This window comes from Paenibacillus sp. Y412MC10 (genome assembly GCF_000024685.1).
GTDB lineage: Bacteria > Bacillota > Bacilli > Paenibacillales > Paenibacillaceae > Paenibacillus_AQ > Paenibacillus_AQ lautus_A.
Genome location: NC_013406.1, coordinates 5,315,905 through 5,328,672, shown reverse-complemented (window position 1 = coordinate 5,328,672; position 12,768 = coordinate 5,315,905). Strand labels below are relative to the sequence as shown.

The 12,768-nt window shown below is 51.2% G+C and carries 8 protein-coding genes and 1 pseudogene; 5 read left to right on the top strand and 4 right to left on the bottom strand.

From position 1 onward, the window contains the following. Positions 1-137: 137 nt before the first annotated feature. On the top strand, positions 138-1,073 hold the full coding sequence (locus tag GYMC10_RS23270; protein WP_015736789.1) for an aminoglycoside phosphotransferase family protein: 936 nt from the start codon (positions 138-140) through the stop codon (positions 1,071-1,073). Positions 1,074-1,146: 73 nt separating this feature from the next. Continuing rightward, positions 1,147-1,518, top strand: a complete 372-nt coding sequence (locus GYMC10_RS23265; protein WP_015736788.1) for a glyoxalase/bleomycin resistance/dioxygenase family protein — start codon at positions 1,147-1,149, stop codon at positions 1,516-1,518. A 207-nt stretch (positions 1,519-1,725) separates the two neighbouring features. Here the strand turns inward: GYMC10_RS23265 and GYMC10_RS23260 are convergent, their stop codons facing one another. The 4 genes and pseudogenes from GYMC10_RS23260 to GYMC10_RS23245 all read right to left on the bottom strand — a co-directional run bounded on the left by GYMC10_RS23260 (position 1,726) and on the right by GYMC10_RS23245 (position 7,840). Next, positions 1,726-2,865: a zinc-dependent alcohol dehydrogenase gene (locus GYMC10_RS23260; RefSeq protein WP_015736787.1), complete on the bottom strand. Its 1,140-nt coding sequence runs from the start codon at positions 2,863-2,865 to the stop codon at positions 1,726-1,728. Between the two features lie 929 nt (positions 2,866-3,794). Next, the gene (locus tag GYMC10_RS23255) at positions 3,795-5,156 is read right to left on the bottom strand and encodes a dipeptidase (RefSeq protein WP_015736786.1); all 1,362 of its coding nucleotides are present in this window, start codon (positions 5,154-5,156) and stop codon (positions 3,795-3,797) included. A gap of 685 nt (positions 5,157-5,841) precedes the next feature. Then, positions 5,842-6,504: pseudogene (locus GYMC10_RS33240) on the bottom strand (cupin domain-containing protein); the annotation flags it as partial. Positions 6,505-6,664: 160 nt separating this feature from the next. Further along, positions 6,665-7,840: an MFS transporter gene (locus GYMC10_RS23245; protein ID WP_015736784.1), complete on the bottom strand. Its 1,176-nt coding sequence runs from the start codon at positions 7,838-7,840 to the stop codon at positions 6,665-6,667. A gap of 199 nt (positions 7,841-8,039) precedes the next feature. Here GYMC10_RS23245 and GYMC10_RS23240 point away from each other — a divergent pair, with 199 nt between their 5' ends. The 3 genes from GYMC10_RS23240 (at position 8,040) to GYMC10_RS23230 (ending at position 12,761) form a co-directional block, all read left to right on the top strand. Then, a complete protein-coding gene (locus GYMC10_RS23240) occupies positions 8,040-8,384 on the top strand; it encodes a winged helix-turn-helix transcriptional regulator (RefSeq protein WP_015736783.1) in 345 nt (114 codons plus the stop codon). Between the two features lie 152 nt (positions 8,385-8,536). Next, positions 8,537-10,810: a helix-turn-helix domain-containing protein gene (locus GYMC10_RS23235; protein ID WP_015736781.1), complete on the top strand. Its 2,274-nt coding sequence runs from the start codon at positions 8,537-8,539 to the stop codon at positions 10,808-10,810. A gap of 334 nt (positions 10,811-11,144) precedes the next feature. Next, entirely contained in the window at positions 11,145-12,761 is a 1,617-nt protein-coding gene (locus GYMC10_RS23230) for an ABC transporter substrate-binding protein (protein WP_015736780.1), read from the top strand. Positions 12,762-12,768 lie beyond the last annotated feature (7 nt).

Sequence of the window (12,768 nt, the reverse complement as noted above, 5' to 3'; positions counted from 1 at the left end):
ATCATTCCTGACAGTTACGGTCAGTGATTATAGGCCAAAATAAAAAAATGGGATTGTATGCTCTAAGTATCCATCTTCATTTATAATGAATAAGGCTCAAGGATCGTTAAGGATTTTGGATACAGGAGGTGCATGGCATGCAGGAAGCGATTCGTGATATCCCGGGGGCTGATGGATGGATTGTCATTCAAGCGGTTGACAAGGGCTGGTCGGCAGATCGTAAATATTATATTCAGGATATGCAAGGCGAGGAGCGGCTCCTCCGGCTATCCGATATCTCTCAGTTCGAGAGGAAGAAATGGGAGTATGAAACGGTTAAAAAGCTGGATCCCATCGAAATGCGAACGTCTCGCCCGATAGATTTTGGCGTCTGTCATGGTGGCCGGCAAGTGTATTCCCTGTTCACCTGGGTTCCGGGAGAAGATGCAAGGGAGGCGATTCCTTTGCTGGATTCAGAGGAGCAGTACCGGCTTGGCGTTCAGGCCGGCGCATATTTGAACAGGATGCATGGCATTCCGGCTGAAAGCGGATTGGATACGTGGGCGTCTTACTATAATTCAAAAATGGATCGATACATAAAAAATTATGAGAGCTGCGGCATCCGGCTTGCCGGCGCTGAGAACATCGTCCGTTTTATGGAGGCGCACCGGTATTTGCTAGAAGAGCGTCCCGTTGCTTTTCAACATGGGGATTATCATGTCGGCAACATGGTGGTTACGCCTGAAGGGGAACTCGGCATCATTGATTTCAACCGGGCGGACTACGGTGATCCTTGGGAGGAGTTTAACCGGATTACGTGGGATGCCGCGATTAGCCCGTGGTTCGCTTCGGGTCGTATTCATGGATATTTTCAAGGACGAGAGGTGCCGGATTCATTTTTCAGATTAATGGCGCTTTATATCGCAAGCAATCAGATTTCCTCCATTCATTGGGCCATCCCGTTCGGAGAGCAGGAAGTTGAGGTTATGATGAACCAGGCTCAAACGGTGCTGAATTGGTATGATGGATTCCGGACGCATGTGCCCAATTGGTATATAACGAATGCCGAGGTTATGCCAAATCGCCGCGAATAACAGCAATCCGGAAGAATTTAACCAAGCTGCTGCATGATACAATGGCAAAAAACCACAATGGAGGTTTGCACTCATGACATCAGCGGACATTCAGTTTATCGGCGGAAATAATATTGCCATTAAAATTCCGAAGCACAAGTATGAGGAGACCGTGTTTTTTTACAAAGAGGTTTTAAGGCTGCCATATTTGGGATTCAGGGACGGGTCGCATGCTTTTCAGCACGGCCCGAATACCTTATGGCTGGATTGCATGCTCAACTATTCGCAGCAGGATGTTTGGCTCGAGGTCAATACGGAGGATCCGGAGGAGGCTGCCCGATATTTGAGAGAGCACAGAGTGGACCGCAGGGATGAGGTGGAGGTTTACGAGAACTCGCGGGGCTACTGGATATCGGATCCGTGCGGGACGATCATCCGGGTGAATCCCAGAAAAGCGAGTGAATAGACAGCCTACCCGGTAAATGTGGTTGCCGTTGACTACGCACCCCTTGAGACGGGTGAGGATATGTCGAAGCGTCTAACACGCACCCTGCGAAATTTTAGGCTCACTCCCTAAATTCCATGAACCGGGACACAAAAAACCAAGCATCTCCTATCCAAGATAAAGGATGTGACAGGGAATGCTTGGTTATCTTTTTTCTGTGAAATTATGCTACGGCTTTAGAACGACCTTGGTGCATTCGTCCTCGTGATCGCTGAATATCCGATAGGCATCGCTTGCCTGTTCCAGAGGAAGCCGGTGGGAGATAATCTCCGTCGGATCAAATTCGCCGGCGGTGATCTTCTTGAACAGCTCCGGCATGTAATGAATAACGGGGGCCTGCCCCATGGTAAGGGTAATGTTCCGTTCAAAGATATGGCCGAGCGGGAACATATTGTACAGCGAACCGTATACGCCGGTCAGCTGGACGGTGCCGAATTTGCGCACGGCCTGGATGGCGATATCAATCGCGCTCAACGTTCCGCCTTGGAGCTTCAGCTTTTGGCCGATGGCTTCCATCGTCGACTTCTTCCCGTCCATGCCGACGCAGTCGATCACGATATCCGTGCCGCCTTTGGTGATCTCTCGAATGTACTCGCCCATATCGTCATATTCTTCAAAATTGTAGATCTCCACGTTGTTCAGCCGCTTTGCTTTTTGCAGACGGTAAGGTAGACGGTCCACGGCGATCACCCGCTTTGCGCCTTTCATCCAGGCGAATTTCTGGGTCATCAGGCCAATCGGCCCGCAGCCCAGCACCGTTACGGTATCGCCCGGTTTTACGCCGGCATTCTCCACGCTCCAATAGGCGGTAGGGAGAACGTCGGACAAGAACAGAAGCGCCTCATCCTCCAGCTCGCACGACTCCGGTATGACAAACGGCATAAAGTTCCCGTAGGGCACGCGCAAATATTCAGCTTGTCCGCCGGGGTAGCTTCCGTAGCGTTCGGTGTAACCCAAGTACCCTCCGGCATGGACATCCGGGTTGCCATTGGAATTGTCGCATTGACTCTCCATATCATGATTGCAATAGTAGCAGTGACCGCAAGAAACATTGAACGGAAGAACGACGCGGTCGCCTTTTTTCACGCGGGTTACGTTGGCACCGACCTCTTCTACGATCCCCATGGGCTCGTGGCCGATCACGAAATCTTTAGCCGCGGGCATAGCCCCTAGGTATATATGAAGATCGGAACCGCAAATGGCTGTAGAAGTGATGCGGACGATAATATCATCCTGGGTCCGAATGGATGGATCCTCTACGTGTTTGACCTGAATGTCTTTGGCGCCTTGAAATGTGACTGCTCTCATACGTTCCCTCCTTATGCTTTGTAGAGAAGTTATCTTCTTAAATACCCGATTTCCACTTGTATTAACATCCCCACCGCTATTCATGCATATGCGCTGATACGCGCAAAAACATAGTTTCTTCGCCCAATTTCACTTCTATGGCTTCGGCAACATGGCGCGAGGCAGTAAGTGCGAATCGGTTGTCCGAACCGATGACAAACATGCTTATTTAAGTATATCGGCGCCCTGCACCCTGTTCGCACGGTACGTGGTCCGAGACATGTAACGGCTGTCCACCATATTGTATACTTCGGGCTTTAGCGGACACAGGATACGTTATTTGCTCTGATAAGAGCTAAACTTTGATACTTGCGGACATGAGGTCCGTTATTTGCATAAAAAGTCCGTTTTTTGGCGGCGAAAGGGTTAAATAACGGAACTGGTGTCCGTTGCACTTAGAGAATGGCCTGATTTGTGGTAAATAACGGATCTGTAGTCCGATGGGTATGGGGATAACGGCGCTTGTTTGGCGTGGGAACCGCATGTGATGGGAAGAAGCTACCTGTTTAGAATGGAAACCACAAGCGTGTTGAAGAAACTGCCTGTTAGGTGTGGAAACCACATGTTGTGGTGAAGAGCTGCCTGCTGGTAGGGAAACCACCGCATACATAGGACCGGCAACCATTTAATATGGCACCGTCTGATTGGGGATCTGCAGGTGTTTAGTCGTGTAAACACGTCCTGGCCGCTTTCCGTCGGTAAATCGATGCTCCCACGCCAATAACCGGCTTATGAATGTCAAGTGGCTCCCACGCCAATAACCGGATTATGAATCGCAAGTGGCTCTCATAAAAGCAAAAGAACGCGTATTGGAAAGGATACAATTATCCCGCCATACGCGTTCATATTTAGGATGTTACTATGTTACTTTCGGACTGTCGGCGTCACCGTTACACCAGCTTTAAATATTCTACGATCGTCAGCAAGCCTTTATCGAAATTCTCCAAATTAAAATGCTCGTTCGGCGCATGCAGATTCTCGTCCGGCAAGCCGAAGCCCATCATGACGGCAGGGGCGTTCAGCGTGCTGGACAGCTTCTCCACGATCGGAATCGATCCTCCGTCTTTCGTGAACAGTGCACGTGAGCCATACACGTTCTCGAAGGCATCTGCAGCTTTTTGCAGCATCGGATGGGACGGATCGATATTGAAGGCGAATGCCTTTTCCTTCGGCTGGAAGGTGATCTTGGCGCCAACCGGGGTGTGGGCATGCAGATGCTTCTCGATCGCGTCAAGAACAGCCTGCGGATCCTGATCGGCGACCAAGCGGCAGGTAATCTTGGCATGGGCCTCCTTCGGAATGACCGTTTTGCTGCCTTCTCCCTGGAACCCGCCGTATACGCCGTTCAGCTCAAGGGTCGGACGAGCTCCCACGCGTTCAACGAAGGAGAAGCCTTCTTCGCCGTACAAGGAATCGAGGCCGAGGTCCCGCTTCAGCTTATCCTCGTCGAATTGCTGCTTGGCAAATTCCTCGCGCATTTCGGGCGACAGTTCAAGTACGCCGTCATAAAAGCCTTCAACCGCAACGCGGCCCTGCTCGTCATGGAGCGAGGAGAGCAAGGACACCATTGCGTGCAGGGCGTTCGGCACGCCGCCGCCGTATGTACCGGAATGAAGATCGGTATTGGCTGTTTCCAGGGACAATTCCAGGGAGCACAACCCGCGAAGGCCCGTGGAAATGGCCGGTTTGCCAGGCGCGAGCAGGGATGTATCGGAGATCACGATGGCATCTGCCGCCAGCTTGTCCTTGTTGTTGTCAAGATAGAGCGGCAGGTTGGGGCTGGAAACCTCCTCTTCGCCTTCAATGCAGAATTTGATGTTGACCGGAAGCTCCTTTTCTTGCTTCAAAATGGCTTCGACGGCTTTGACATGCAGGAAGAGCTGGCCTTTGTCGTCCGTTGCTCCGCGCGCGTACAATTTGCCGTTGCGGACAGCCGGCTCGAACGGCGGCGTTTCCCACAGATGAAGCGGATCAACGGGCTGAACGTCATAGTGGCCGTAGACGAGCACGGTCGGCTTGCCTTCGGCATGCAGGTAGTCTGCCGTAATAATCGGGTGCCCGGCCGTCTGGTGAACCTCCACATGCTCAAGTCCCGCTTCGGTCAGCTTGCCTGCGAGCCACTCGGCAGCTTTGGCGACATCGCCTTTGTGCTCGGACAAGGCCGAAATGCTCGGAATGGACAACCATTCCTTCAATTCATTCAGATGGGTTTCGCGGTGTTCAGCGAAATACGCTTTATAATCAACGCTCATGAATATGGATCCTCCTTCGATTTACATTGGCATTCGAAAAGATGCCGTATCTTACTATTCTAACCGTTTTTCGGAGAATACGAAATACAGCCGGATCAAATCGGAAACCTGTCTTGAATCTAATCGGGCAGCTGTCATGCAAAATTGTCCAAAAGGTTCTCCAGAACATGCGCAGTGCCGGACTGATCAGCTTTTGCGGTGTCGAACCGCATAAATCCGGCGTTCAGGCACCCAGGACGGAATAGGTCGTGTATGCAGCTTCCCCTCTGCAACACTCCTCTTGTATCGCGGCTTCCGCAATCATGCCGTACCCCAGCCGGATTCTGAGAATAACGGGAGCATTCGGTCTTCCTAAATCATATATTTCCATATTAAAAAGAAATACGCAGCATTATGACGAATCATGATGCTGCGTATTTCAATGGATGACCCTCCATCACCGAAGGGCTAATCAGAATTTATCCCAGCCGTTTCCAATTAGCTGGCGTTGCAGGAATGGCAACTGCTGCTGTTGTTGAATGAACTGCTGACGCTGTTGTTCATGTAATTGCTGTTGCGAACGGAACTGCTCTTGTGCTTGAGTTGGGGTTCGCTGCGGTTCAGCAGCATACGTTCCATGCTGCGTTTGATCCTGCGCATTGAAATGCTGCTGGAACAACTGCTGCTGTTGCTGGAATTGCTGTTGCTGCTGCTGAAGAAGCTCATAATCTCGATGGCCAAGCGCTCCTTGATGATAATAGTGCTGATTAAGATGAGACGCGTGAGGCTGATGTTTCATATGCCCTTGCACTTGCCCTTGCACTTGGCCTTGCTGCGGACAGTTTTTTGGCGGCCCGATAACAACCGTGTCGGTAATCGGTGCCAAGGTCTCTTTGACTTTGGCTTCATCCAGGCAGTAGGTGTGAGCAAACACGCTGGCCGGCGTCAATCTCAAGAGATCCGAACCTCCAATGAATTCAGGCACCGGCGCGTCAAAGACCGCGATCAGATGCGTATTGTCGACCGTCGCCATTTCATAATGCCACCAGCCTTGGGGCACGAGCGCAACTTGACCGGGCGTTACCGTGAAGTTCAGCAGTTCTTTCGTAAACGGATTGACAAGGGAGACGATGGCCGAGCCGGAAACGACATATACCAGCTCCGATGCATTTTGATGGATATGCGGCTCCACTACGTTTCCGGTACTGAGATATATATCCAGCAGGGAAGCGTTGCCGAGCGTGTTCAATTCTTTTACGGAGAGAGAATTAATGTAATTTTGACTATCTTTTTTGAAAAACGGGTTATTGCTCATATCGTAAGTATACCGAACGGACGGTGAGGTGAAATCCATATAAGAGACTGCCACTGTGACTCCTGCCCTTCATCATGTAGTAGGCGTTGACCCATAACACACGTTATGCCCATGGGCAAACATCCGTGAGCCCATTTTTAACAATCAGCAGGATGCAAGCCGCCCGTTGACAGGGCGGCTTGCGCTAAACACTCATAGGGTGGAGCAGGCGAGGTCAGGCCGATTTCGGGATGGAAACCGGCGACTTCCGTCCGGCCGAGAAGCTGACGAGTCCTGCCACCAAGCCAAGCGCGAGCACGACTCCCCCGAGCCATGGATGGTATTGAAGCGTGGATGACGTATTGACCATGAAGCCTCCTGCACCTGCTCCTGCGGCTAACCCCAGATGGACAATGGAGGTGTTTAAACTGAGAACCAGATTGGAAGAACCCGGTGCCCGCTGGATAAAATAGCTCTGGACCGCCGGGCCCGCCGCAAACATGGACATCACCATGACTCCCATCAGCGAAAGTCCAATGACCGATTGACCGGCGAGCAGCGGAAGCAGCGCAAATACCGCAATATGAACGAGCGTGCTGAGGACAATCACCTTCCCTGCCCCAAAACGGTCGACACCATAACCGCCGAGCCTGGAGCCGATGGCTCCCAATAGGCCAAAGCCGAGCATAATGATGCTGATGCCGGACGGCGCGATGCGAAAAATATCCTGGATAAACGCCGTCACATACGTGAACAGTACCGAATTGCCGGATTCCCGGAAGAACGTAAGCAGCAGGGCGCTGACGATCACGAGACTCCCCAGCACTTTGAATTGCTGGCGGAAGGAAACGGGGGCATCCCCTTGAACATCCGGCAGGAGCCTGATAAGGACAAAAGCGACCAACAGACTGAGCAGAGCCAGCAGCAGAAAAATGGATTGCCAGTTCAGCAGATTCGTGATCCATATGCCGATCGGAACGCCCAGCACCATGGCGCTGCTGAAACCCAGCACGATGGTGCCAATCGCACGGCCTAACGTTTCCGGTGGCACCATTTTGGCTGCGGTACCCATTGCGGCAACGAGATAGACGCCTGAGCTTACGCCAAGAATGACACGGGAAGCCATGAGCATCCATACCTCGGTGCTAAAAAAAGAAACAAGACTGCCGGCAATGAATAGCAGAAGCGAGCCGAGCAGCACCTTTTTTCGATTGATTCGAGCGGTAAGCGAGACCAAAATCGGTGTTCCGATCGCAAAAGCAAGCGAATAGGCGGTAATCAGCTGGCCGGCAAAAGCCAAGGAAATATGAAGATCGTCAGCAATCGCGTACAGAATACCCGAGACGACCAGTTCCGAGGTAGCGGTAAGAAAAACACCGAGCGCCAATAAATATATCGTATATCGATTCATATCCATTATCCTTTCCGTTGGGAGATTGATACCCTCAATCGGATCATGGCTAGCACATGCCGTTTCGGATAGTAAAGCATGAAATCTCTTTGTGTTTGTATTATAAGCAGCACGCATATATGATGTAAGAAGGCAAAGTATTTGGATATTATCCAGTCATTTTGACTAACTTACGATTAGTTAGTGATGGGGTGAGGCAATGGAGCCGGTTAAAGAAGAGTTTCAGGAAAAGCCAGCGTTCAATCATATTTGCTCGGTGCTGCAAATTCTTGGAGCCAAATGGGCGTTCCTTGTCATCGCGCAATTAGCCCAAGGACCGAAACGGTTTAATCAGCTTCACCGGGATGCAGCGATCATCAAGACGCAATCCTTGACGGATGTCCTGCGCCATTTGGAAAGCAGCGGCATTGTGAGACGCGAGGTATTCCCAACCGTTCCGGTCTCCGTGGAGTATTCATTGACCGAGAAGGGGATGGACTTCCTGGCTTCTTTGAAGGAGATGGAGAAGTGGGCCGAAAAATGGGGAGTGGAACAATCCTCCTGACGTTCCCGCTGCCGCCAAAATGGTATGATATCAGAAAACTCATTTCCGACGCGTATACAGCGGAAATGAGTTTTCTTTTTTTTGAAAATTTCGTATTCTTATAGATAACATTTTCGAAAATGGGAATGAAGTGATAGGGAGGTGGTTGCCGTTTGCGAATCCATAAGATTAACCTGCTGACCAAATTGTTGATTTCCTATTTGCTCGTGCTGATGTTTCCCGTGATCGTCATCCTGTGTTATTACTATCCCTATTCGGCGGACGTTGTGAAAGAGAAGGAAATGGACTGGAATGCGCATATTACGGAGCAGTTCATGACATCGATGGATACGTTTACCCGGTATGTATACAATTTGCCGTTCGAGCTGGTGCAGAATCGGGAATTCAAGATGTACAAGGCCGAGGAAAGCGACTACCAGCGTGTCCTCATTGCCAATGAGATGAAAAAATACAATGCAACCGATGCATTTATTTACAACACCTTGCTGTATGTAAAGAACATCGGTTATTTGTTTTCCAAAACTGGAAGCGCATACAGTTTGGACGACCTGTCCATTCCGGGCGTCGGTTACTACTATGAAAACTGGGCCGGCGAAGATATGATCCAGACTTTGAATGATCTCGAGTCTCCCATCGTCAGGCCGGTTGAGAACGTGATTGTGCCCGGCAATAACCGGGTTCGAATGCTGACCTTCGTGCAACCGCTGCCGGTAGGAGGCACGAATTCCCCCGGAGCCGTCATGATCATGGTAAGGGAAGATACGATCGTCCGGATGATGAAGTCCGTCTCGGAAACCTATAGCGGCGATTTTTTTGTGTTTGACGGCCTGGGAAGGCGATTGGTATCTTCCCATGATACGTCATACCAATCCTCCGATGACTTCAGGAAGCTTGTGCAGGGCATAGGGGATGAGACATCTTCCTCTTCGGGCATTTATGCGATCAGCGGATCGGATTATCTGGTATCGTCCTCGGTTTCGGACAAGAATGGATGGAAATACGTGAGCCTGCTGCCGGTATCCTCATCCCTTCAGGGCATTCGGACAATTCAGTTGAATACGGCCATCCTGGTCGGCCTGATCCTGCTGCTTGAAGTGTTTATCATCTATATATCGATCCGGAACAACTATCAGCCGATTCGCCGTCTGGTTGATCTTGCCGTTCAAGTCTTCGAACCGCGGGACCGGAAGCCCATGAACGAGATCGATACGATCAAATATACGCTGGAGGAGCTTTCGCTGGCCAACAGCAAGCTTGACGAGCATGTGAAGGGATCGTTGCCGATTATGCGGGATAACCTGCTGTTTGAACTGGTGAGCGGGCATCTTGCAGGCTGGGATGATTTCGAACGGGAAGCAAGAAAGGTCGGCCTCCGGTTTCAGTATGATTACTTCTCGGTTGCCGTACTATGCTGCGAAGCGGATGGAGCAGAGATGGAGAAGATACTGGATTACTGCCGGTGCTATGAAGGACGGCTGCCGGAGGGTATCCAAGGTTATTTCTTTAAAAGCATCTATCCGCAGGAATTGATTCTGGTGTGCTCCCATGCGGAGAATGTCCCGCTCACATCCTGCCTGGAACGGATGCAGGATGAAATATTGGAGCACACGGGCCGGCGAACGGTGATCGGCATCGGCAAGCCTGGCGAAGCCCCGTCTCCGCAGGACCTCCATCTCTCTTATCTGCAGGCACTCCGGACGGCGGAGTTTCTGCGCATCCGAAAGACCGACGCCGTGCTGGTTTTTGATAACATTGGGATTCCCCAGACCGGAGCCGTCTCCTATTATGCCGAAATCCTGCAATCCCTCGAGCTTGCGATCCTCAAGAATGATGCAGCCATGCTGGCCTCTCTAGCAGAGAGAATGATCGGTTACCTAAGCAATGACAGCCTGCCGCCACATATGATTCAGAGCGTGTATCTCAATACCGTTACCGTCATCTTCAACGGCCTCCAGCGGTTCCGTCATGACGATCAGAGCCTGCTGCGACTTACGGATGCGGCTTTTAACCATCGTTATACACTGGAACAGATGATCGGGATCATAAGGGAAAGCTATGCCAAGCTGTGCGATATGATCAAGGAAACCCTCCCCGTTTCCCGGGCGGCAACCCAGGATGAGATCCTGTCCCTGATTGCGGAGAAAGGGATGGATCCGAACTGTTCGCTGCAGATGATGGCCGATTATTTTGATATGTCGGTCTCCAACTTCAGCCATCACTTCAAAAAAACGATGGGGCAAAATTTCAAAGAGCATATCGATCAGCTTCGAATTCAGAAATCCATTCAGCTTCTGCGGGACAGCGAGGAGACGCTCGAAGCCATCTCCCAACAGGTCGGGTACACCAATACCTCGAGTTTTATCCGATCCTTCAAAAAAATGGTGGGCACGACGCCGGGGCAATATCGAAATACGCATAAAGCTTAAAACGAAAGACCGCTGATGCCGATGACAAGGCCGATTACAGCGGTCTTTTATAAACCTGCTTGCTTAGAAGCTATTCCTAGGCAGTTGTTTTACAGGCTAAGATGTTTCAATTTTTGAACATATACAAAATTTGAATTCCATGCGCCGGCTTGTAATGGATGCGTTTACATTTATGGGATGATAGGCGCCTTCAAAAAATGAGGATGCCTGAAAAACTGTCCGTTTACGGTGCTCGCCGCCTTCATTTAGAGTGAAAACTGTCCCAAGGCAAGGCCGACTCAAGGCCGTATACCCCCATGGACCAGACCAACAAACGAAACCAGGAGGTAATGGAATGAAGAAAAGGGTAAACGTTTTCATCTCGCTTGTCGCCATGACGGCCATGTTGTTAACAGGCTGCAGCGGGGCCGGAGGCGGCCAGAACGACTCGGCGGAGACTTCCGGAGACCAAACCGGCAGCAAAGTAAAGCTTACCGCTATCATTACCAAGCACCCGCTCACGAAGCCGCTGGCCGAAATGGAGTGGCTGCAAAAGGTTGAGGAGACGGCGGGCGTGGACATCGAATGGCAGGAGATTACCGCGGATTGGGGACAGAAGAAAGGGACGATGCTGGCCAGCGGCGATATTCCGGATCTGTTCATCGGGCCGAACGTCATTACGGATGCAGACTTTGCGCAATTCCAGGGCTTGTTCCAGGATCTATCCGGCATGCTGGAGCAGGCGCCCAACGTACAGAACATGTTTAATGAAAAACCGGATACGAAAATAATCGCCACGCAGTCGGACGGCAAAATCTACGGTCTCCCGAAATATCAGCGGTTCTGGCCCGCTACCGCCAGCAGGCAGTTCATTAACCAGCAGTGGCTGGATCACCTCGGTCTGAGCATGCCGACCACATGGGATGAGCTGTATGAAGTCCTGGTGGCTTTCAAAGAGAAGGATGCCAACGGCAACGGCGATCCGAATGACGAGATTCCGATGGATTGGCCGGGAGGCATCGGCGGATATTTTAACCCCGCGGTGCTCCTGGGCAGCATGGGCATTACGCTGACGGACGGCAGCGGACAAGGTTATTTCGTGGAAGACGGTCAGGTGAAGAACTTCCTGACGGATGAACGGTACAAAACGATGGTCGCGTTTCTGAATAAATTGTACAAGGCGGGTCTGATCAACCCGGAAGTGTTCACGCATGATTATACGAAATTTCAATCCATCGCGCGTGGGGAAGGGGATACGGCCAAGGTCGGCTTTACTTGGGGATGGGTGGCGTCCGACCGCTTCGGCGAGCAGCTGGCACCGCAGTATGCTTCCATGCCGCCGATGAAGGTGTCGGCAGATTATGCAGGGAAGCTGTCCTGGAGCTACGATCATTACTCCCTGAATTATGGCACCAACCATATCGTCATGTCCGCCAAGACCAAGAACAAAGAAGCGGCCATGAAATTCATCAACGAGCTTTATGCGCCCGAGGTGGGCATGCAGGTGCTGTTCGGATCCCTCGGACCGAACATTAAAGATAACGGAGACGGTACATATGCCGTTCTGCCTCCGGCCGATGCCAAGATGGATCCGGGCACGTGGAAATGGACCTCGACAATGGCGGACAACGGCGCATTTTATATTCCCGATACCTTAAAGCTGACGCTTGGCACCGATATGCAGGAGGTGCTGGGTCAATCGGAGCCGCTGGAGGCGGCCTTGGACGTGGATCCCGATAAAGACGTGTTCCCCGGCTTGTTCATCAAGTATTCCACCATGGACAATAACGCCATGAGCCTGAACAATACGAACGTAATGAATCTGGCGGAATCCAGCTTTGCCAAATGGGTCACCAAGGGCGGCGTGGAAGCCGAATGGGACGCGTATATCAAGGAAAGCGAGAAGGCAGGCCTGAAGCAGAATCTTGAGATTATGCAAAAATATTACGACGATTACATGAATCAAAACTAGGAGGGAG

Coding starts and splice junctions, on each gene's coding strand:
- GYMC10_RS23270 (WP_015736789.1), top strand. CDS start 138: ATGCAGGAAGCGATTCGTGATATCCCGGGGGCTGATGGATGGATTGTC.
- GYMC10_RS23265 (WP_015736788.1), top strand. CDS start 1,147: ATGACATCAGCGGACATTCAGTTTATCGGCGGAAATAATATTGCCATT.
- GYMC10_RS23260 (WP_015736787.1), bottom strand. CDS start 2,865: ATGAGAGCAGTCACATTTCAAGGCGCCAAAGACATTCAGGTCAAACAC.
- GYMC10_RS23255 (WP_015736786.1), bottom strand. CDS start 5,156: ATGAGCGTTGATTATAAAGCGTATTTCGCTGAACACCGCGAAACCCAT.
- GYMC10_RS23245 (WP_015736784.1), bottom strand. CDS start 7,840: ATGAATCGATATACGATATATTTATTGGCGCTCGGTGTTTTTCTTACC.
- GYMC10_RS23240 (WP_015736783.1), top strand. CDS start 8,040: ATGGAGCCGGTTAAAGAAGAGTTTCAGGAAAAGCCAGCGTTCAATCAT.
- GYMC10_RS23230 (WP_015736780.1), top strand. CDS start 11,145: ATGAAGAAAAGGGTAAACGTTTTCATCTCGCTTGTCGCCATGACGGCC.